The sequence below is a fragment of the Micromonospora sp. LOL_014 genome, from assembly GCF_048060245.1.
Taxonomy (GTDB): domain Bacteria; phylum Actinomycetota; class Actinomycetes; order Mycobacteriales; family Micromonosporaceae; genus Micromonospora_E.
In genome coordinates this window covers 78,433-99,649 of record NZ_JBHMIP010000007.1, presented here as the reverse complement: position 1 = coordinate 99,649, position 21,217 = coordinate 78,433, and the positions used below count along the sequence as shown (strand labels likewise).

Annotated in this window: 17 protein-coding genes; 11 read left to right on the top strand and 6 right to left on the bottom strand. The window is 73.0% G+C overall.

Annotated features, from left to right (window positions below):
- Nucleotides 1-22 precede the first annotated feature (22 nt).
- The 4 genes from ACFHW1_RS08420 to ACFHW1_RS08405 are packed head-to-tail and all read right to left on the bottom strand — an operon-like array spanning nt 23 to nt 5,180.
- On the bottom strand, nt 23-775 hold the full coding sequence (locus ACFHW1_RS08420) for an SDR family NAD(P)-dependent oxidoreductase (protein ID WP_416553290.1): 753 nt from the start codon (nt 773-775) through the stop codon (nt 23-25).
- A complete protein-coding gene (locus ACFHW1_RS08415) occupies nt 768-2,396 on the bottom strand; it encodes a phytoene desaturase family protein (RefSeq protein WP_416553288.1) in 1,629 nt (542 codons plus the stop codon). The genes ACFHW1_RS08420 and ACFHW1_RS08415 overlap by 8 nt, the downstream gene beginning before the upstream one ends.
- The gene (locus ACFHW1_RS08410; protein ID WP_416553286.1) at nt 2,383-3,870 is read right to left on the bottom strand and encodes an aldehyde dehydrogenase family protein; all 1,488 of its coding nucleotides are present in this window, start codon (nt 3,868-3,870) and stop codon (nt 2,383-2,385) included. The genes ACFHW1_RS08415 and ACFHW1_RS08410 overlap by 14 nt, the downstream gene beginning before the upstream one ends.
- On the bottom strand, nt 3,867-5,180 hold the full coding sequence (locus ACFHW1_RS08405) for an FAD-dependent monooxygenase (RefSeq protein WP_416567681.1): 1,314 nt from the start codon (nt 5,178-5,180) through the stop codon (nt 3,867-3,869). Before ACFHW1_RS08405 ends, ACFHW1_RS08410 begins: the two co-directional genes overlap by 4 nt.
- A gap of 187 nt (nt 5,181-5,367) precedes the next feature.
- Here ACFHW1_RS08405 and ACFHW1_RS08400 point away from each other — a divergent pair, with 187 nt between their 5' ends.
- From ACFHW1_RS08400 to ACFHW1_RS08350, 11 genes are all read left to right on the top strand, one after another.
- A complete protein-coding gene (locus ACFHW1_RS08400; RefSeq protein WP_416567703.1) occupies nt 5,368-6,618 on the top strand; it encodes an acetyl-CoA C-acetyltransferase in 1,251 nt (416 codons plus the stop codon).
- A 97-nt stretch (nt 6,619-6,715) separates the two neighbouring features.
- The gene (locus ACFHW1_RS08395; protein ID WP_416553282.1) at nt 6,716-7,573 is read left to right on the top strand and encodes a CoA transferase subunit A; all 858 of its coding nucleotides are present in this window, start codon (nt 6,716-6,718) and stop codon (nt 7,571-7,573) included.
- Nucleotides 7,570-8,334 carry a CoA-transferase subunit beta gene (locus tag ACFHW1_RS08390; protein ID WP_416553280.1) on the top strand — a complete coding sequence of 255 codons (765 nt, stop codon included), beginning with the start codon at nt 7,570-7,572 and terminating at the stop codon, nt 8,332-8,334. Before ACFHW1_RS08395 ends, ACFHW1_RS08390 begins: the two co-directional genes overlap by 4 nt.
- Nucleotides 8,331-9,449 (top strand): NAD(P)H-dependent flavin oxidoreductase, encoded by a 1,119-nt coding sequence (locus ACFHW1_RS08385; protein WP_416553278.1) that lies wholly within the window; start codon nt 8,331-8,333, stop codon nt 9,447-9,449. The genes ACFHW1_RS08390 and ACFHW1_RS08385 overlap by 4 nt, the downstream gene beginning before the upstream one ends.
- Nucleotides 9,436-10,257: an SDR family oxidoreductase gene (locus ACFHW1_RS08380; protein ID WP_416553276.1), complete on the top strand. Its 822-nt coding sequence runs from the start codon at nt 9,436-9,438 to the stop codon at nt 10,255-10,257. The genes ACFHW1_RS08385 and ACFHW1_RS08380 overlap by 14 nt, the downstream gene beginning before the upstream one ends.
- Nucleotides 10,258-10,291: 34 nt before the next feature.
- A complete protein-coding gene (locus ACFHW1_RS08375; RefSeq protein ID WP_416553451.1) occupies nt 10,292-11,095 on the top strand; it encodes an enoyl-CoA hydratase family protein in 804 nt (267 codons plus the stop codon).
- 3 nt (nt 11,096-11,098) lie between these two features.
- Nucleotides 11,099-12,238 carry an acyl-CoA dehydrogenase family protein gene (locus ACFHW1_RS08370; RefSeq protein WP_416553274.1) on the top strand — a complete coding sequence of 380 codons (1,140 nt, stop codon included), beginning with the start codon at nt 11,099-11,101 and terminating at the stop codon, nt 12,236-12,238.
- A 12-nt stretch (nt 12,239-12,250) separates the two neighbouring features.
- Nucleotides 12,251-13,297, top strand: coding sequence for an acyl-CoA dehydrogenase family protein (locus ACFHW1_RS08365; RefSeq protein WP_416553272.1), 1,047 nt, complete (start codon nt 12,251-12,253; stop codon nt 13,295-13,297).
- Nucleotides 13,294-14,193 (top strand): enoyl-CoA hydratase, encoded by a 900-nt coding sequence (locus ACFHW1_RS08360; RefSeq protein ID WP_416615191.1) that lies wholly within the window; start codon nt 13,294-13,296, stop codon nt 14,191-14,193. Before ACFHW1_RS08365 ends, ACFHW1_RS08360 begins: the two co-directional genes overlap by 4 nt.
- Nucleotides 14,193-15,098 carry a TIGR03619 family F420-dependent LLM class oxidoreductase gene (locus ACFHW1_RS08355; protein WP_416553268.1) on the top strand — a complete coding sequence of 302 codons (906 nt, stop codon included), beginning with the start codon at nt 14,193-14,195 and terminating at the stop codon, nt 15,096-15,098. Before ACFHW1_RS08360 ends, ACFHW1_RS08355 begins: the two co-directional genes overlap by 1 nt.
- Nucleotides 15,095-16,750, top strand: coding sequence for a class I adenylate-forming enzyme family protein (locus tag ACFHW1_RS08350; RefSeq protein WP_416615190.1), 1,656 nt, complete (start codon nt 15,095-15,097; stop codon nt 16,748-16,750). Before ACFHW1_RS08355 ends, ACFHW1_RS08350 begins: the two co-directional genes overlap by 4 nt.
- Before the next feature lie 42 nt (nt 16,751-16,792).
- Here the strand turns inward: ACFHW1_RS08350 and ACFHW1_RS08345 are convergent, their stop codons facing one another.
- Entirely contained in the window at nt 16,793-17,470 is a 678-nt protein-coding gene (locus ACFHW1_RS08345; protein ID WP_416553264.1) for a cysteine hydrolase family protein, read from the bottom strand.
- Nucleotides 17,471-17,653: 183 nt separating this feature from the next.
- A complete protein-coding gene (locus tag ACFHW1_RS08340; protein ID WP_416553262.1) occupies nt 17,654-21,211 on the bottom strand; it encodes an endo-1,4-beta-xylanase in 3,558 nt (1,185 codons plus the stop codon).
- Nucleotides 21,212-21,217: the final 6 nt, after the last annotated feature.

Here is a 21,217-nt window from a genome sequence, read left to right as displayed (position 1 = left end):
CCTCGCAGCGATGTGGGCATCCTCAGTGGAACGCCGCGCCGCCGTCGACGTTGACCGTCTGTCCGGTGATGAAGTCGCTGTCCGGCCCGGCGAGGAAGGCGACCACGCCGACCAGGTCGGCCGGCACCTGCCGCCGTTTGATCGCCTGGCCGGCGACGATCGCCGCCTCCTGCTCCGGGGTGACGGTGGCCCGCGGGATCTCGGTACGGGTGGCGCCCGGGGTGACCGCGTTGACCCGTACCCCGGCCGGGCCCAGCTCGGTGGCCAGCGCCCGGGTCATCCCGATCAGCGCCGCCTTGGAGGTCACGTAGTGCAGGTAGTTCGGCCGGCCGATCCACACGGTGGCCGACGAGATGTTGACCACCTTGCCGTAGCCGGCCCGGCGCATCACCGGCGCGACCGCCCGGGTGCACAGGAACGGTCCGCGGACGTTGACCGCCATCACCCGGTCCCACTCGGCCGGGTCGATCTGGTCGAACGGCCGCATCGCCAGAGTCGAGAAGATCGCCGCGTTGTTGACCAGGACGTCGATCTCACCGAACGCGTCGGTGCCGCGCCGGACCATCGCCGCCACGCTGTCCGGGTCGGCGACGTCAACCTCGACGGCGAGCGCGCCGTCGCCGATCTCGGCGGCGACGGCACCGGCCGCCTCGGTGTTGCGGTCGGCCACCACCACCCGCGCCCCGTCGGCCGCCAGCCGGTGCGCGAAGGCCCGGCCGAGCCCTTGTCCGCCGCCGGTGACGATGGCCACCCGACCGGCCAGCCGGTCAGCCATCGCCGAGCCGGGACAGTTCGGTACGGGCGTCCATCGGCTGCCACCACGGTTCGACGCCCAGGTCGCGGGCGATCACCCCGGCGGCGATGTATCCGGCGCCGCCGCTGATCGCCCCGTTGGGGTGGCAGGCCGAGCCGGCCAGGTAGAGGTTCGGCAGCGGGGTGCGGTAGCCGAAGTGGTTGTGCAGCACCTGGTCGGCGCTGAGCGCCCCCATGAAGATGTCGCCGTGCCGCATGTTGATCAGTTCCTGCGCGTACTCGTACGCGGTGTAGGTGTACGAGCCCAGCACGGTGGCGTCGGTCAGGTTGGGCGCGTACTCCCGCCACCTGTCCATGATCGACGCGGCCATGTCGCCCTGCATGCGGCGCAGGTTCTCGTGGTCGCCGTCGGGTGCCCACGGCACCACGTGCCAGGCGTACGCGGTGTGTTTGCCCGGCGGCGCCTGACTCGGGTCGAGCACGCTCAGCGCCCCGGCACCGAACTGGACGTTGGCCGGCACCCGACCGTTGTCCACGTCGTCGTGCGCGGCCATCAGACTGGCGATGGTCTCCGAGCCGATGTTGTACTTCAGCGCCCCGTTCACGTGTGGGTCGAAGGCCGCCGAGGTGTACGCTGGAGCCTCGTCGAGCGCCAGGTGCAGGCCGAACAACGTCCAGCCGGTGTAGTGGAACTTGTCCAGCCGGGCCAGGTAGTCGGCGGGCAGTTGATCGCGGCCGACCAGCGTCTCCAGGGTCTGGTGCAGGTCCAGCGTGCTGGCCACGAACTGCCGGGCCCGCATCGAGCGCCCGTCGGCGAGTTCGATGCCGGTGGCCCGACCGCCCTCGACGACGATCCGCTCGACGTGCGCCTGGTTGACGAAGTGTCCGCCGGCGGCGATGAACTCCTCCATCAGCCCGCGGGCCAGATTCCAACTGCCGCCGGCGCACAGCTCGTAGCCGGTGGTCAGGTCGAAGGCGCGGATCAGCGAGCCGAGCGGGCTGTGCGTGCCGAGCGTCTCGTGCAGCACGGTGCCGAACAGCGACAGCTTGAACAGGAACAGCACCTTGACCCGCTCATCGGTGAACAGCTCCTCGACCACCTCACCGGGTTGCCGTCGGGTCAGCTCCATGAAGTCACGACCCAACGCGGTGCGGCCGAGCAGCTCGTCGCGGTCGGCCGGGCTCAGCGGCTCACTGAACCGCTCGCGCAGGAAGATTCGCTGGGTCATCTCCTCCGCCTTGGCGTTCCACTCCCGGAACGTGTCGGCGTCGGCCTTGCTGAACCGGCCGATGCTGGCGAGTGTCTCGTCGAGGTCGCGGGAGAAGACCAGCGCGCTGCCGTCGCGGTGCGGCTGGGCGAACTCGTACCGCGGCGTCAGGTAGCGCACCCGGGCGGACAGCCCCAGGTCACGGAACCACGGCGTCGAGGTGACGCTGAAGTGGTTGATCGAGTGCAGGTTGTGCTGGAAGCCGGGCAGGGTGCGTTCCTCGGTGCTCAGCCCGCCACCGTGGCGCAGCCGCCGCTCGACCAGGAGCACCCGCAGACCGGCCCGGGCCAGGTAGGTGCCGAGGATCAGGCCGTGCTGGCCGGCCCCGATGATGATGCCGTCGTAAGTGTCGGCCGGGTGGTCAGTGGTCGCCACGGTCGCCTCCTCGTGAGTCGTATGTCGGTCCCAGGTGGACGGTGACCGACTTGGGCTGGGTGAACGAGTGCAGTTCCTCGACGCTCTCCTCACTGCCGAGGCCGGAGTCCTTGACCCCGCCGAACGGCAGGCCGGCGAAGTGCCGGGACGCGGTGTTGATCCACACGTAGCCGGCGTCGACCGACCGGGCCCAGCGGTGCGCCCGACCGACGTCGCCGGTCCACACGCTGGCGGTCAGGCCGTACGGCGAGTCGTTGACCATCCGCAGCGCCTCCCGCTCGTCGTCGAACGGGGTGACGCAGAGCACCGGCCCGAAGATCTCCTCGCGGGCCAGCGGGTTGTCCGGCGGCACGTCGACGAAGACGGTCGGCTCCACGTACGCGCCGGGCCCGTCCGGCAGGCCACCGCCGGTGGCCACGGTCAGCCCGGTGTCGCGACCCTGGCGCAGGAAGCCGGCGATCCGGTCCCGGTGGGCGGCCGAGACCATGGTGCCCATCTCGGTGGCCGGATCCAGCGGGTCGCCGACCCGCACCGTGCGGGTGCCGGCCACCACCCGCTCGACCACCTCGTCGACGATCGACCGGTGCACCAGCAGCCGGGAAGTGGAGCCGCAGGACTGCCCGCCGGTCCAGTGAAAGTTCATCCCGGCGACCGCTCCGGCGCTGGCGGCGGCCACGTCGGCATCGGCCAGGATCACCATCGGGTTCTTGCCGCCCAGCTCCAACGACACCTGTTTGACGCCGTGCGCGGCGGCGGTGCGCAGCACCGCCTGGCCGGTGCCGGTACTGCCGGTGAACGCGATCCGCCGCACCAGCCGGTGGCCGACCAGCGCCGGCCCGACGGTGGCGCCGTCGCCGGTCAGCACCGCCAGCACCCCGGCCGGCAGCAGGTCGGCGACCAGTTCACCGAAGCGCAGCGCGGACAGCGGCGTCTGGTCGGGGGCCTTGAGTACCACCGAGTTGCCGGCCAGCAGCGGCGCCGCGACCCGGGAAGCGGCGAACATGACCGGGTGGTTGTACGGCACGATCCGGGCGACCACCCCGTACGGCCGTCGGGTGGTGTAGTGCAGATGGTCGTCGCCGCCGGGCAGGGTCCGGCCGCCCAGCTGGTCGGCCCAGTCGGCGAACCGGTCCAGCAGCTCGGCGGCGAGGTCGACGTCGGCGGTCATCGCGGTGACCGGGTTGCCGCCGTCGGCCGCGTCGAGGTGACCGAGTTCGGCGCGGTGTGCGCGCAGCACCTCGGCCATCGACCGTAGTACGGCGGCCCGTTGCCGGGGCGGGGTGGCCGCCCACTGCGGTTGTGCGGCGTGTGCCGCCCGTACGGCCAGGTCGACGTCGGCGACGGTGGCGGCGGGTGCCCGGCCGAGCACCGCGCCGGTGGCCGGTGACCGGGTCGGGGCCGCCCCGCCGTCGCCGGCCGGGACCAGCCGACCGTCGATCAGCAGCCGCCAGTCGCGTCCGGGGTCGGGGATCATTGCGCCTCGTCTCGGCTCGTCGTCGGGGTGGCGGTCGGCGCGTCCGGCGCCAGGTTCACGGTGGGGTTCGCGGAGGGACTCGCGGTGGGGGAGGAGCCGCGCTGGGCGGCGGTGTGGCCGAAGAGCCAGTCGGTGGACCGGTAGTCGGTTGGTCCACGGTGGGCCAGCGCGTCGTCGCGCAACGCGGAGGCGACGCCATCGACGTGCCAGATGTCGCCCCAGGTGCGGGCGTTGCGCTGCACCCGGGCGGTGCGGGGGGCCCGTTCGCGGACGAACTCCCGCAGCGCGAGGTGGACCGGCGCGTCGGCGTTGACCGGCCCGGCGGGCAGGTGCCGGGTGACGGCGGCGGCGAGCGCGGCGGCGTCCTCCAGCGCCTGGCAGGCGCCCTGGGCCAGGTACTGCAGCATCGGATGGGCGGCGTCGCCGAGCAGGGCGACCCGTCCGCCGTGCACCCAGTCGTCGATCGGCGTCCGGTCGTACATCGGCCACCGCTGGTCGGTCCGGATCGCCTGGACGGCGGTCCGCACGTGCGGGCAGGACCGGGAGAACGCCTCCTGCAGCTCAGCCGGGCCGCCCCAGTCCGGGTCGCCCTGCCGGTACCGTTCGCTGCGGAACACCGCGACCTGGTTGTAGTAGCTGCCGCCGCGCAGGGCGTACTGCACGAAGTGCATCCCGGGGCCGAGGAAGGCGACCACCTCGGACAGGTCGGCGGTCCGGCTGGCCTGTTCGATCGGGATCGCGCCCCGGTAGGCGACGTAGCCGCTGCATTCCGGCTCGTCGTCGCTGACCAGTGCGCGGAACCGGGAGTGCAGGCCGTCGGCGGCGACGACCGCCCGGGCGCGGTAGCGCTGCCCGCCGGCGCAGTCGATCTCGACGGCGTCCGGGTCGGGCCGGATCGCGATCACCTCGCGGTCGGGTTCGAGTACCGCGCCGGCCTCGGCGGCCCCGGCGAGCAGCAGGTCGAGCAGGTCGCGGCGGTGTGCGACGACGTACGGGGCCAGGTAACGCTCGGTGAACGGCCCGGTGAGGTCGAGCCGGTTGAGTTCCCGTCCGGTGCGGGCGTCGGCGAGGACCAGGTGCCGGGGCGCCAGCCCGGCGGCGATCAACTGGTCGAGCAGGCCCCATTCGCGTAGCAGCCGGGTGGCGTTGGGGGCGAGCTGGATGCCGGCACCGACCTCGCCGAAGGCGGCGGCCCGTTCCAACACCCGGACCTGCCGCCCGGCGCGGGCCAGGGCGAGAGCGGTGCCGAGCCCGCCGATGCCGCCACCGACCACGATGAACTCATCGGTCTGCCCGTCGCTGGCCGTCAACGTGCCTCCTGGTGGGTGTGGGCCGGGCCGGTCTGCGGACGCAGGGCCGGCCGAGGTTGCCCGACGCTAACCCCGCTTCTGTTCAGAAGAATCCGCGTCGACCGGCCTTTCTGGTCAGCAGAACGACAGCCGTTGGCGGGCTGCCGGTCATACCGACCATGGCGAACCAAGCGCTTGTTAGGGTACGCTGCCCGCCATGTCGCCCCGAGACTCCGCCGCCCCGCAGGCCGTTATCGTCGCCGCCGCCCGCTCGCCGATCGGCCGGGCGCGTAAGGGCTCACTCGCCACGCTGCGCCCCGACGACCTCGCCGTGGACATCACTCGGGCCGCGCTGGCGCAGGTGCCCGCCCTGGACCCGGCGCAGGTGCAGGACGTCCTGCTCGGATGCGCCCAGCCGGCCGGCGAACACGGCCACAACCTGGCCCGGATGGTCGCCGTCGGGTTGGGCCTGGACGGCACCCCTGGCACCACCGTGCAGCGCTACTGCGCCTCGTCGGTGCAGACCACCCGGATGGCCTTCCACGCGATCCGGGCCGGGGAGGGCGACGTCTTCATCTCCGCCGGCGTGGAGATGGTCTCCCGGTACGACGCCGGAAAGTCGGACAATCTGCCGGGAACTCGTAACGAGCGGTACGCGGCCGCCGGTGTCCGCAGCGCGGCGCGCGCCGCCGGCGACGGTGGTCGGTGGCAGGACCCCCGGGACACCGGGGCGTTGCCGGATCCGTACATCGCGATGGGGGAGACCGCTGAGAACGTCGCGCAGCTGTACGGGGTGAGCCGGGCCGACCAGGACGAGTTCGCGGTGCGCAGTCAGAACCTGGCCGAGCAGGCGATCGCCGACGGCTTCTACGCCCGCGACATCACCCCGGTGATGTTGCCGGACGGCACCGTCGTCGACCGCGACGACGGCCCCCGCCCCGGGGTGCGGTTGGCGTCGGTGGCCGCGCTCAAGCCGGTGTTCCGCCCGGACGGCACGGTCACCGCCGGGAACTGCTGCCCGCTCAACGACGGCGCCGCCGCCCTGGTGGTGATGAGCGCCGCCCGGGCCGCCGAGCTGGCCGTCACCCCGCTGGCCCGGATCGTGGCCACCGGCGTCTCCGCGATCAGTCCGGAGATCATGGGCCTCGGCCCGGTGGAGGCGACCCGGCGGGCGTTGGGGCACGCCGGGCTGACCATCGGTGACATCGACCTGGTGGAGATCAACGAGGCTTTCGCCGCCCAGGTGCTGCCCTGCGTGCGGCTGCTCGGCATCGATCCTGACCGGGTGAACGTCAACGGCGGGGCGATCGCGGTAGGTCACCCGTTCGGGATGACCGGTGCCCGGATCACCGCCACCCTGATCCGGGCACTGCGCGAACGTGACCGGCAGTTCGGACTGGTCACCATGTGCGCCGCCGGGGGGCAGGGGATGGCGATGGTGATCGAGCGGGCGAGTTGAACCCGGGCTGGCCAACCAATCAAGCGCTTGGTACATTGCGGGTGCGCCGGTTCCGGCGTACCCGCACCCGTGACCAGCCAGGATCGAGTAGGTGGCGATGACCGACAAACGGATGACCGCCGAGCAGGTGGTGAGCGAACTGCGCTCCGGCATGACCATCGGCATCGGCGGCTGGGGCTCGCGCCGCAAGCCGATGTCCCTGGTCCGGGCGATCCTGCGGTCGGACCTCGACAATCTGACCGTCGTTACCTACGGCGGCCCCGACGCCGGCCTGCTGCTCGCCGCCGGCAAGGTCCGCCGGCTGGTGTACGGCTTCGTCTCCCTCGACTCGATCCCGCTGGAGCCGCACTTCCGGGCCGCCCGCCAGGCAGGCGCCGTCGAGGCCGTCGAATACGACGAGGGCATGCTCTACCTCGGCCTGTACGCCGCCGCCTGCCGGCTGCCGTTCCTGCCCACCCGGGTCGGACTCGGCTCCGACCTGATGCGGATCAACCCGGACCTGCGGACCGTGCGCTCGCCGTACGACAATGAGGAACTGCTCGCCGTGCCCGCGCTGCGGCTGGACGCCGCCCTGGTCCACCTGCACCGTGCCGACGTCCACGGCAACGCCCTCTGCCTCGGGCCCGACCCGTACTTCGACGACCTGTACTGCGCGGCCGCCGACCGCGCCTACGTCTCCTGCGAACAGGTCGTGCCGACCGAGCAGCTCACCCCGGCGTCGGCGGTGCTGGTGCGTCGCCACCAGGTCCGCGGCGTGGTCCCGGCCGCGCGCGGTGCCCACTTCACCTCGTGCGACCCGGACTACCCGCGCGACGAACCGTTCCAGCGGGAGTACGCCGTAGCGGCCGGCACCGAGCGGTGGGCCGCGTTCCGGGACCGCTACCTCGACACCGACGAGGCCGGCTACCAGCGGGCCGTCGCCGACCGCAACGAGTGGACGGAGGTAGCTCGGTGAGCGCGGCGGCCGAACCGACCCGCGCCGAGGTGTGTGCGGTCGCCTGCGCCGAGGCGTGGCGCGGCGACGGGGAGATCCTGGCCAGCCCGATCGGACTGGTGCCGACGATTGGCGCCCGCCTGGCCCGGGCCACCTTCTCCCCGGATCTGCTGCTCACCGACGGTGAGGCCGCGCTCGGCGTGGGCACCTGGCCGGTCGGCGGATCCCCGGCACAGACCGAGGGGGCACTGCCGTTCCGGCAGATCTTCGAGCTGATCTGGTCCGGCCGCCGGCACGTGATGATGGGACCGGGTCAGATCGACCGGTACGGCAACATCAACATCTCGGCGATCGGCGACTTCCACCGGCCGAAGGTGGCCCTGCTCGGAGTCCGGGGCGCACCGGGCAACACGGTCAGCCACCCGTGCAGCTACTGGGTGCCCCGGCACAGCCGCCGGACCTTCGTCGAGCAGGTCGACCTGGTCTGCGGCATCGGCTACGACCGGGCCGCGTCTGCCGGGCCGTCTGCGGCACGCTTCCACCAGTTGCGTCGGGTGGTGAGCGACCTCGGAGTCTTCGACTTCACCGGCCCGGACCACCGGATGCGACTGGTGTCGACGCATCCCGGCGTCACCGTCGAACAGGTCCACGAGGCGACCGGGTTCGAGCTGTGGACCGGCGGGGAGGTGCCGCAGACCCGGCTGCCGACGGCGCAGGAGCTGACCCTCATCCGTACCGTCATCGACCCGGCCGGCCACCGCGACACGGAGGTGCGGCGATGACCGACCGCCCGGAGCGGCCGGCCGCCGGACCGGCCCGGACCCACCCGGCGCTGCGTACCCCGATCTGCGAACTGTTCGGGGTGCGCTACCCGATCGTGCAGACCGGGATGGGCTTCGTCTCCGGCCCCCGGCTGGTCGCCGCCACCGCCGAGGCCGGCGGGCTGGGCATCCTCGCTGGCGCCACCCTCGACCTGCCCGACCTGGCCGCCGCGATAGCCGAGATCCGGCGGAACACCACGCGGCCGTTCGGGGTGAACGTGCGGGCCGACGCCGCCGACGCCGCGCAGCGGATCGACCTGCTGATCCGGGAGAACGTCCGGGTCGCCTCGTTCGCCCTGGCCCCGGAGCCGGAGCTGATCGCCCGGCTACGCGACGCCGGGGTACGGGTGGTGCCCTCGGTCGGTGCCCGCCGGCACGCCGAGAAGGTGGCTGCCTGGGGTGCCGACGCGGTCATCGTGCAGGGCGGCGAGGGCGGCGGCCACACCGGAGCGGTCCCGACCAGCCTGCTGCTGCCGCAGGTGGCCGACGCCGTCGACATCCCGGTGATCGGCGCCGGCGGGTTCTTCGACGGCCGAGGGCTGGTCGCCGCCCTCGCCTACGGCGCGGCCGGGGTGGCGATGGGCACCCGGTTCCTGCTCACCAGAGACAGCACGGTCAGCCCGCAGGTGCTGCGGCGCTACCTCGACGCCGGGCTGGACGGCACCGTGGTGACCCGGGCGCTCGACGGCGTGCCACAGCGGGTGCTGCGCACCAACTTCATCGACCGGCTGGAACGCGCCGGGCCGGCACGCCGGCTGGTCCGCTCGGTACGCAGCGCCGCCCGGTTCCGGCAGCTCACCGGAACCCCGTGGCGGCACCTGCTCGCCGAAGGCCGGGCGATGCGCCGCAACCGGGAGCTGACCTGGGGGCAGGTGCTGCTCGCCGCGAACACCCCGATGCTGCTGCGCGCCGCGATGGTGGACGGCCGGGCCGACCTCGGGGTGATGGCGACCGGGCAGGTGACCGGGCTCATCGATGACCTGCCCAGCTGCGCCGAGCTGATCGACCGGATCGTCGCCGAGGCGACGGCGGTGCTGGGCGGACTGCAGGAGGGACGAGCCGATGGCGACCGTTGAACCGCCGGCCGGGCGCGGTGCACCCGCCGGGCCGCAGCCACCCGTACCGCCGGCCGGGCACGGCCTGCTCGCCGGCCGGACCGTGCTGGTCACCGCCGCCGCCGGCACCGGCATCGGCGCGGCGACCGCCCGACGCTGCGCCGAGGAGGGTGCCCGGGTGGCGATCAGCGACCGGCACGAGACCCGGCTGCGGGCGACCGCCGATGAGCTCGCCGCCGCCACCGGTGTCGAACCCCTCGCCGTCGTCTGCGACGTGACCGTCGAATCGCAGGTACAGACCATGATCGACCAGGTCGTCGCCGGCTACGGCCAGCTCGACGTGCTGGTCAACAACGCCGGCCTGGGCGGCACCGCCCGGATCACCGAGATGACCGACGACCAGTGGCACCGGGTGCTGGACGTCACCCTCACCGGCACCTTCCGGTGCACCCGGGCCGCGCTGCGACACATGATGCCGCGCGGCAGCGGCGTGATCGTCAACAACGCCTCCGTACTCGGTTGGCGGGCCCAGCAGGGCCAGGCACACTACGCCGCCGCCAAGGCCGGGGTGATGGCGTTGACCCGGTGCAGCGCCGTCGAGGCCGCCGAGGCCGGGGTCCGGGTGAACGCCGTCGCGCCGAGCCTCGCCATGCACGCCAACCTGGCCAAGGTCACCGACGACGCCCTGCTGGCCGCGCTGGCCGACCGGGAGGCGTTCGGCCGGCCCGCCGAACCCTGGGAGGTGGCCAACGTGATCGTCTTCCTGGCCAGCGACTACGCCTCGTACCTGGTGGGCGAGGTGCTCTCGGTCAGCAGCCAACACCCGTGAGGACCCGACCATGACATCCACAGCGGACAGCACGATGGTCGTCGCGACCACCGGCGCCGACGGAGTGACCGAGATCGTGGTCGACCGGCCACCGGTCAACGCCCTGCCGGTCGCCGGCTGGTACCGCCTCGCCGAGGCGGTCACCGCCGCCGGTGCCGACCCGGCCACCCGGGCCGTGGTGCTGCGGGCGCAGGGCCGCGGCTTCAACGCCGGGGTCGACATCAAGCAGATCCAGGCGGATCCCGGCAACGACGCGCTGATCGGCGCCAACCGGGGCTGCTTCGCGGCGTTCGCCGCCGTCTACGACTGCCCGGTGCCGGTGGTCGCCGCCGTCCACGGTTTCTGCCTCGGCGGTGGCATCGGCCTGGTCGGCAACGCCGACATCATCGTGGCCAGCGACGACGCCACGTTCGGACTGCCCGAGGTGGACCGGGGCGCGCTCGGCGCCGCCACCCACCTGTCCCGCCTGGTGCCGCAGCACCGGGCCCGGGCGATGCTCTACACCTCCGCCACCGCCACCGCCGCCGAGCTGCACGCCTACGGCTCGGTGCTGCGTGTGGTCCCGGCCGCCGACCTGCGGTCCGCCGCGTTGGAGGTCGCCCGGCAGATCGCCGCCAAGGACCCGGCGGTGATCCGGGCGGCCAAGGAGTCGCTCAACGGCATCGACCCGTGGGACGTCAAACGCAGCTACCGCTACGAGCAGGGCTTCACCTTCGAGTTGAACCTGTCCGGTGTCGCACACCGGGTCCGCGACGGCTTCGGCGACCGGCCCGACACCGGGCCGGCACAGCAACATGGTGACCGGCCGGGGTCGGCCGAACCGGGCCGGGAGGGCTGACCGATGGACCTGCGTCCGGACCCCGCCGACGAACAGTTCCGCGTCGAGGCCCGCGACTGGCTGCGCGCCCACCGGCCGGCCCGTCCACTGCCCTCCGGCGACACCCGCGCCGGCTTCGCCGCCCACCTGGAGTGGGAGCGCACGCTGCACGACGGCGGCTGGTCGGTGGTCTCCTGGCCGCGCCGCTACGGCGGCCGGGACGCCTCGCCCTGGCAGTGGCTGATCTTTGAGGAGGAGTACGCCGCCGCCGGCGCTCCGCAGCGGGTCACTCAGAACGGCATCTTCCTGCTCGCGCCGACCCTGTTCGAGTTCGGCACCGACGAGCAGCGGGACCGGATCCTCCCGGGGATGGCCGCCGCCGAGCAGTTGTGGTGCCAGGGCTGGTCCGAACCGGGAGCCGGCAGCGACCTGGCCGCGTTGACCAGCCGGGCGGTCCGCGACGACGCGGCCGGCGGGTGGCGGCTGACCGGGCACAAGACGTGGACCACCCGGGGCGCGTTCTGCACCCACCTCTTCGGCCTGTTCCGCACCGACCCGCAGCAGCAGCGGCACCGAGGGCTGACCTACCTCCTGGTGCCGCTGGACGCCCCCGGGGTGACCGTGCGGGGATTCGGCCGGTTCGACGGCGACGAGGGGTTCGCCGACGTCTACCTCGACGACGTGTTCGTCCCCGACGCCGACGTGATCGGCGAGGTCGGGGCCGGCTGGCGGGTGGCGATGGCCACCACCGGCTCCGAACGGGGCCTCACCCTGCGCCCGCCGGGCCGGTTCACCGCAGCCGCCGCCCGGCTGGTCCAGCTGGCCGGCGACCGGCCGGACCGGCTCACCGGCCGGCTGCGCGAGCAGGTGGTACGGGCCTGGCTCGGCGCCCGCGCCTACCAGCTGTTCACCCTGGCCCAGGTGACCCGGATGCTCGACGGTGACCCGCCGGGCGCGGCAGCCAGCCTCAACAAGATCCACTGGTCCGAGCTGGACATCGCGCTGCACCGTACCGCCCTCGACCTGCTCGGCCCGGAGGCCGAGGTCGACGCCGACTGGACCCGGGGCTTCCAGTTCTCCCTGGCCGGCCCGATCTACGCCGGCACCAACGAGATCCAACGCGGCATCGTCGCCGAGCGGCTGCTCGGCCTGCCCCGACGCTGAGGAGGAGACGGCATGCGGTTCGCCCTCACCGACGAGCAGGCCACGCTGCGCGACGCGGTCGACGACCTGCTCACCGCCGAATGCCCACCGGCGGTGGTCCGCGCCGGCTGGCCCGGCGGTGACCCCGCCCCGCTGGACCGGCTGTGGACCGCGCTCGCCGAGATGGGCCTGCTCGCCGCAGCGGTGCCCGACGCCGCTGGCGGGCTCGGACTGACCGAGGTGGACCTGGTGCCGCCGCTCACCGCCGCCGGGTACGCGGCGGTGCCGCTGCCGGTGGCCGAGACCGCCGCCGTCGCCGGCCCGTTGCTGGCCGCCGCCGGCGACCCCGGCGGGCAGCTGGCCGCGCTCGTCGAGGGCCGCTGCCGGATCGCCGTCGCCGGGCCGGGCGGCCTGGTCCCGTATGGGCAGCGGGCCGACCTGCTGCTGCTCCTGACCCCGCCGGACGGACCCCGACTGGTCCGACCGGACGGGGTCGCGGCCACGCCGGTGCCGACCATGGACGGCAGCCGGGCCGCGCTGCGGCTCACCGGGGACCCCGCCGTCGGGCCGTCGGCCGGAATCCGGCTCGACGTGCCGGCCGATCTGCTGGCGCTGACCGCCGACCGGGCCACCCTGGCCGCGTCGGCCCAGCTGGTCGGGCTGGGCCGGCGGATGCTCGACCTCACCGTCGGCCACGTCGGCACCCGCCGCCAGTTCGGCGCCCCGGTCGGCAGCTTTCAGGCGGTGCAGCACCAGCTCGCCGACGCCCTGCTCGGGCTGGAACTCGCCGCCCCGGCTGTGCTCGCCGCCGGCTGGGCGGCCGCTACCGGTGCCGACAGCCGTCCGGCCGACGTGTCGGCCGGCTACCTGCTCGCCGCCGACGCAGCCGAACGGACCGCCCGCGCCGCGCTGCAGTGCCACGGCGCGATCGGCTATACGACCGAGTACGACCTGCACCTGTACGCCAAGCGGGTGTGGGCGATCGTGGCAGCGACCGCCGGCACCGACTATCACCTCGACCGGCTCGGCACCGCGATCGGACTGCCCGCTGCCACCGCCGAGCAAGGAGGACGACCGTGACCGACGCCGCCGCGAGCCCGCCACCCGCCGACGACGCTACGGCCCACGACGACGAGGCGGTGGTCCGGTACGCCACCGACGGGCCGGTGGCGGTGGTCACCATGAATCGCCCCCGGTACGCCAACGCGCAGAACTCCGCGATGACCTACGCCCTCGACGACGCCTTCTCCCGGGCCGCCGCCGACGACGACGTACGGGTGGTGGTGCTCGCCGGTGCCGGCAAGCACTTCTCGGCCGGGCACGACATCGGCACACCCGGGCGCGACGCCGACCGCAGCTACCCGCGCCGGGCCGGGCTGTGGTGGGACCACGTCGGCAAGGCCGGCGCGGAGAGCCGGTTCGCCCGCGAGTCCGAGGTCTACCTCGGCATGTGCCGGCGCTGGCGGGAACTGCCCAAACCGACCATCGCCATGGTGCAGGGCGCCTGCATCGCCGGCGGCCTGATGCTCGCCTGGTGCTGTGACCTGATCGTCGCCGCTGACGACGCCCGGTTCGCCGATCCGGTCGTACGGATGGGCATTCCCGGCGTCGAGTACTTCGCCCACCCGTGGGTGATGGGACCCCGGTTCGCCAAGGAGTTTCTCTTCCTCGGCGAGCAGGTCGACGCGGACCGGGCGCTGGCCCTCGGCATGGTCAACCGGGTGGTGCCCCGGGCCGAGCTGCAGCCGTACACGATGGAGCTGGCCGGCCGGATCGCCACCATGCCCCGGCTCGGCCTGGCACTGACCAAGAAGGCGGTCAACCAGGCCGAGGACCTTATGGGTCTGCGCGCCGGGATGGACTCGGTGTTCGGTCTGCACCACGTGGCGCACGCGCACAACGCGGAGGTCGGTGACGATCCGCTGGCCGGCCACGACGCCCGTAGCATGCGCGAGCGGCCGGACGGTGCCGGCTGATGCGGTTCGACCTGCAGCTGTTCGGTCTGTCGGCCGCCGAGTACGCGCCGCTCGCGGTGCACGCCGAGCGGCTCGGCTTCCACACCGTCTGGCTGGCCGACCACGTGATCACCCCGGCAAGCTACGCGCCGACCTACCCGTACCGGTCCTCCGGCGACCCCGGCATCCGGCCGAGCACCCCGTTGGCCGACGTGACCGTGACGCTCGGCCACCTGGCCGCCCGGACCACCCGGATCCGGCTCGGTACCGGCGTGCTGATCGCTCCGCTACGGGATCCGTTCCACATCGCCCGTGCCTGGGCAAGTCTGCAGCAGTTGTCCGCCGGCCGGGCGGTGCTCGGCGTCGGGGTCGGCTGGATGGCCGAGGAGTTCGCCGCGCTCGGCGCCGACTTCGGCACCCGGGGCGCCCGCACCGACGAAATGCTGCGGGTGCTCGACCTGCTCTGGTCCGGCCGGCCGGTCGCCCACCACGGGCGGTTCTTCGACTTTCCGACCGTACACTTCGGTGCCGCGCCGCAACCGCCGGTGCCGGTGGTGGTCGGCGGGCACAGCCGGGCCGCGCTGCGTCGGGCGGCCCGGCACGGCGCCGGCTGGTTCGGGCCGGACGTCGACCTGGCCACCTCCGCCCGGCTGTGCGCTCGGATAACCGCGCTGCGGGAGCAGCTCGGCCGGGCCGACGACGACTTCACCCACCACGTCAGGCTTTTTGGTGAAATCAGCGTCGCCGCCGTCGAGGCGTACCGCGACGCCGGTCTCGACCACCTGGTCGTCGCGCCGTTCACCCGGCGGCTACCGGCGGCCACCCGGGCGGACCGGCTGGCCGCCCTCGACTCCGTCGCCGAGCGGCTCGCGCCGCTGTGGCCCGACCCGGCACCGACCGGCCACCCCACAGGAGAGAACGCATGACCGCAGCCGCCGGCCCGGGCGTCTTCGACCGGGCGACCATCGACGAGTACACCCGGGCCGGGCACTGGGACGACGACACCATCGCGTCGATGGTCGCCCGGCACGCCGCCGGCCGCCCGGACGACCCGGCGTTCTTCGCCACCGACGCCACCTTGAGCTGGTCGGCGTACGACACGCTGAGCACCCGGCTGGCCGGCGGCTACGTGCTGGGCGGCCTGCGGCCGGGGGAGCGGATCGCCACCCTGCTCACCAACGGCGCGCTGGTGCACGTCGCCTACCTCGCGGCGCAGAAGGCCGGCCTGGTGACGGTCGGCATCGGCCCCCGGGCCGGCGCGGCCGAGGTACGGCACCTCATCCGGCGTACCCGCGCGACCGCGCTGCTCACCCGGCCGGTGCACCGGGGCCGCGCCGCCGCTGACCTGGCCGCCGAGCTGCGCGCCGGTGAACCCCCGGCCGACCGGCCGGCGCACCTGACCGTGCACCTCACCGCGGCCGGCGAGGTCAACCTGCTGCGCGACGGTGAACCACTCCCGCTGCCCGACGTGGCCACGGCGGCCGCCGCCCTTGCCGGCCGCGGCCTCGGCGCCAACGACCTGTTCTTCCTCAACTCCACGTCGGGCACGACCGGCCTGCCCAAGTGCGTGATGCAGACGATGAACACCCGCAAGTACTTCGGGCCGCTCGCGGCCGAGGCCGCCCGGTTCGGTCCGGACGAGGTGTTCGCCAGTGCGCTGCCCGCACCGTACGGCTTCGGGCAGTGGAGCGGGCACGTGGTGCCGACCATGTACGGCTACCCGACGGTGCTGGCCGAGGAGTTCGACGCGGAGCAGACCTGGCAGCTGATCGAACGGCACCGGGTCACCGTGCTCGCCGCCGTGACCAGCCAGTTCGTGATGATGCTCAACGCCGGTGGGTACGCCGAGCGGGACGTGTCGTCGCTGCGGGTGCTGTTCACCGGCGGGGAGCGGGTGCCGGCGCAGCGAGCGGCGCGGTTCGAGGAGGAGACCGGCTGCGCCGTGCTGCAGTTCTACGGTTCCAACGAGGCCGGACCGATCAGTGTGACCCGGGTTGACGACTCCCGGGAGTACCGGCTGGGCACCGCCGGCCGGGTGATTCCGCAGATGCGGGTGCGGCTGTTCGACACCGACGGTGTCGACGTGACCGCGTCCGGCGGGCCGGGGCAGTGCGCCGCCCGGGGGCCCGGGCTGACTCCCGGCTACTACGACGATCCGGACGCCAACCGGCAACTGGTCAACCCGCAGGGCTGGATGCTCACCGGCGACCTGGTGCGGGTCGACCCGGCCGGCTATCTGACGGTCACCGGCCGGGTGGCGGACTTCATCATCCGGGGTGGACACAACATCAGCGTGCTGGCCGTCGAGGAGGCGGTCGGCGGCTGCGAGCGGGTTGCCCAGGTGGCGGTGGTGCCGGCCGCCGACGAGGTGCTCGGCGAGCGGGCCTGCGCGTACGTGGTGACCACCGACGGAGCCGAGCTGACCCTCGACGAGCTGCGGGCCGAGCTGGCCGCCCGGGGAGTCTCCAAGTACGAGTGGCCGGAACGGCTGGCAACCCTGGCCGAGCTGCCGCTGAGCGCGGGCGGCAAGGCGGACAAGGCCCGGTTGCGGGCCGACGCCGCGACCCGGTTCGGATGACGGGCCCACGCCGGCTCCCGGGACCCCGGGTGACCCGGCGGGTCAGGCGGTGGTCGGCCCGGTCCAGACCGCGACGACCTGATCGCTGGTGGTCCAGTCCTCCGGGGCGAGCAGGGCCCGGAACGCCGGTTCGCAGGCGGCGGTGAGCTCGGCGTTGTTGTTGGCGACGCAGTCGGCCGGCACGACGGTGAAGTAGTCCCGTTCGATCGCGTCGCGGACGGTGGACTCGACACATCCGGTGCCGGCGACACCGGTCACCACCAGGCTGCGGATGTCCCGGCTGCGGAGCAGGTTCTCCAGCTGGGTGCCGACGAACGCGCTGCGCCGCAGCTTCTCGAACACCACCTCGCCCGGCTGCGGGGCGAGCGCGTCCACGATCTCCCAACCCCAGGTGCCCCGCATGCAGTGCAGCGGTTCGAAGCCGTGCCGCAGGTTGTCGGCGAGCCAGACCGGTGAGGCCAGCGACCCGTCGGGATGCTGTACCACCCGGCAGTAGAGCACCGCGACGCCGGCCGTGCGGGCTGCGGCGGCGAGCCGGGCGATCGGCGTCACCACGCTCTGGAAGCCGGCCACCATCGCCGTGCCGAAGGCCTTCGCGCAGTATCCGTCGTCGTGGACGAAGTCGTTCTGCATGTCCACGATGAGCAGCGCCGTACGGGTCGGTTCGATCTTGAGTTCGAGGCGGTCGGGCAGGACGTGACCGAGGTAGCTGCGGGCCATCGGAGCTCCCGGGGATCGACGGGTGCGCGGCGCCGGGGATCCCCCGCCGCCGATCAAGCAAGTGCTTGGTTGACCTGATGGTATGCCCGGTCCGGTCGACCGGGCAATGCCCCGGCCCGGCACCCCGCCTGCCGACGACCCGCGGGGTGCGTCGACGACCGTCGACGCACCCCCCGGCGACGGTCACCAGGTGGCGCAGTAACCGACGCTGTACGTCCGGGCACCCGGCTTCAACGTCCGGTTCCAGTCCACGCCGGTGATCCGCCAGGTGCCGTCGCCGAACGACTCCCGCTCGAAGTTCCACGCGGTGTAGACGTCGCCGGGCAGCTCGACCGCCGCCCGCCAGTCGACCGGCTGATCGGTGGCGTTGCTGGCGATGATCTCCGTGCAGTACCCGCCGCCGCTGTCCGAGTCCCACTGCGTGATCGGCTCGAAGGTCACGTCGACATTGGTGCCGTCGACCAGCCGGCCGACCCCCCACCGCGCGGTCGTCTGGTAGCCGACGCCGTTCTGCTCGGCCCAGTTGCGAATCGCCGTACGGGCGCCGTCGGCGGCGTCGTTGACCTGGAAGTCCAGTCCGTGGAAGGTGTCCAGACCGCCGTACTCGAGCAGACTGATCGCCGCCTCGACGGTGTAGCCCGTGTCGGTACGCACCGCCGCGCTGGTCAACCGGCCGGCCTGGAACGCCTCGTCACCGGTGCCGAACGAGACGACGTTGTCGGCGTTGACCCGGATCTGCGTGTCGTCGTAGCGGTAGGGGCCGTTCTTCGCGTTGCCGGCGTCGACGTAGATCTCCACCGAGTCCTGCGTCCACGGATCGGAGCCGGTGACGTCGACCACCGGGTCGGCCACCTCGGCCAGCACGTACAACGTCTGGTCCTGCCACAGGGTCCGGACGGTGGCCACCGCCCCGTCGGTGCCGGCCACCTGCTTGGCGGTGGTGACCGTGGTCGCGTGCGACCAGCCCGCGTCGACCGTACCGTCGATGACCGGAGCGCTCGGCGTCCGGACGACCTCCAGGTAGGACAGCTCCTCGACCAGGGTGAGGGTGCCGACGGTGCCGGTCGTGGCCCAGCCGGTCGTGGTGTCGTCGTCGGTGACCCGTACGTCGAAGGGGACGGTGTCGCCTTCGTCCGGGTCGGTCAGCGGCAGCTGCGCGACGACGGCGTAACCGCCGTCCCGCTCGGTCGCCACCGCCGGTACGTCCCCCGCCCCGTCCCGGGCCACCGGGTACGTCTCGCCGTCGAGCACGAACTCGACCCGGTCGTCCGACGACAGGGTGGGGTCGGTGACCGAGACGTACGCGGTCAGCCGGTCTGCCGACCAGCGCAGCTGGAACCCCGCCGTCTCCTTCACCGGGTGCAGGGGCAGTTTGCGCCAGGTGAGGTCCGAGGTGGCCCCGGCGGACAACGCGACGTCGCCGGCGAAGACGTTCGCGGTGCGCAGCCGGGCCGGCAGCTCCGCGTCGACCGCGCCGTAGTACGCCGGCTTGGCCTGGTATCCGTCGTCGAACAGCAGTGGGGCGCCGCTGTCAGAGCGCCACGACCGATTGTCGGTCAGCCCCCACACGGTGACGACGGCCAGTTCATCGGTGTACGCCCGGAAGATCCGGAACGCGTCCCGCAGAAAGTAGCCCTGCTCGATCAGGTTGGCCTGGGTTACCGGGGTCCCGATGGTGACATCGAGCTCGGTGACCGCCTGGACCACCGGCAGACCGGCGAACCTTTCCAGCGTGGTTTCGAGGCTGCCGACCGGTGTCGACAGCGACACGTGGAACTGGTGTCCCACCCCGTCGAGCGGCACGCCGCGGTCGAGCAGCCGCTCGACGAGAGCGTGGTAGCGCGCCTGCTTGCCGCTCTGCTCGGTGTTGTAGTCGTTGATGAACAGGGTGACCGGATCGGCGTCGGCCACCGCGTACACGTCGTTGAACGCCTCGTCGGCGTACTGGAACGACAGGTCGATGAACTCCTCGCCGAGGATCCGGTACCACTCGCTGCGGCGCAGGCCGTCGGCGTACTCGCCGCTGTCGCTGACCACCTCGTTGACCACGTCGAACGCGTTCAGCGGGTTGGTGTCGGAGCCGAACCGGCCGTACCGGTCGCTCAGCGACTCGGCCACCGCGAAGATGTGCCCGCGCAGCCGGTCGCGCAGCACCTGCTGGTCGGCGGCCGACGAACTCAACGGCTCGCCGTCGGCGTCCTGGAACATCCACTCGGGGGTCTGGCTGTGCCAGACCAGCACGTGTCCGTACACGCCGAGCTCGTTGGCCTGCGCGAAGTCCATCATTGCGATTGCCTGCTCGTGCGGCCGGAAGTTGCGGTCCGCGTCGTACCACGCCTCCGGCTTCATGTGGTTCTCCGGTGTGACGTTGGTGAAGTGCCGGGTCAGCAGCTCGGCGGCGGACCCGACGGTCTCCCGGCTGTCGATCGCGACGCCGACCGGGAAGTCGGTAGTCTCGTGGATCCCGGTGAGGTCCTCGATGACCGGTGGCTCGGGCACCCGCACCACGACGTCGTCGAGCAGGAAGTCGCTGGTGTTGCCGGTGACGTCCGCGCCCTGCCAGCTGGTCTCGAAGTAGAGGAACGCGCTGGTGAAGGTCGGCGCGGTGAAGCTCGCGGTCACTCCGGTCCACCCGTCATCGGTGACCGACTCGAACTGGGCGAGGGTGCTGAACGACTCGCTGCCGTCGGCGGTGGTGGCGGCAATGCTCAACCAGATGGCGTCGGTCGGCTGACCCTGCGCGAACCGCAGCCAGCCGGACAGTTCGTAGCCGACGCCCGGCTCGAACGCGGTGGTGACGTCCCGCCCGATCCCGGCGCCCTGGTTGACCCGGTCGGTGACGAGCGCGGCCGTCGCGCCGCCGTGCGCGACGTCGGTCAACTCGACGGTCGGTGCCCCCGGGCCACCGTCGCGCGGCCCCCAACCGTCGAGGCCGTCCTCGAAGTCGCTGTCGATGACGACGGTGCCCGGCGGTGGCCCGCCCGGCCCGGTGTCCGGCGCGGTGATCAGGATGTCGTCGACCAGGTACGTGGCGGTGGCCTCGGCGGCCTCCAGGTAGACCTGGTACGTGGCCGGGTCGGCGTCGGCCGGCACGGTGAACACGCCGGTCACCGTGGTCCAGTCGTCGGCGGTGACCGTGGTGTCGCCGATCCAGTCGTAGTCCGGCTTCATGACGAACCGGAACCCGGACGACGCCGGCCCGTCCGGGGCCAGCCGGACGCGCGCCGAGAAGGTGTGGGTGACGCCGGCGGTGAAGATTCCGGTAGGGCTCTGCAGCCCGTCGAACCCTTCGACACGGTCGCTGACCCGCAGCGCCCGGCCGTCGTCGGTGTCCACGACGGTCAGGGTGGGGTCACCGCTGGCGAACCAGGTGCTGGTGGTGCCGTCCTCGAAGTCGACCGCGCTCACCGTGACCGCGCCGGGAGTCTCGTCGGGGCCGGTGACGGCAACGTCGCCGAGCAGGTCGGTCGCGCTGGTCGCGGGGCCGTGCCAGTCGGCGGTACGGCCGGTGACCGACAGACTGTTCGCGCTGTCCCGACCTTCCTCGGCGATCGGCAGCGTCACGTCACCGCGGGGGCCCCACGGTGCGTACGAGCCGGATTCGAAGTCGTTGGCGAGCATCGTGGTGTCCGCCGTCGCGGCCGGGGCGGTCGCGATCGTGGCCACCAGCGCGGCCGCGCAGGCCGCGGCGAGAGCGGCCAGTCGCGCAGGGGGACGGGGTGGGTGGCATCTGAGGCGCATGAAGGC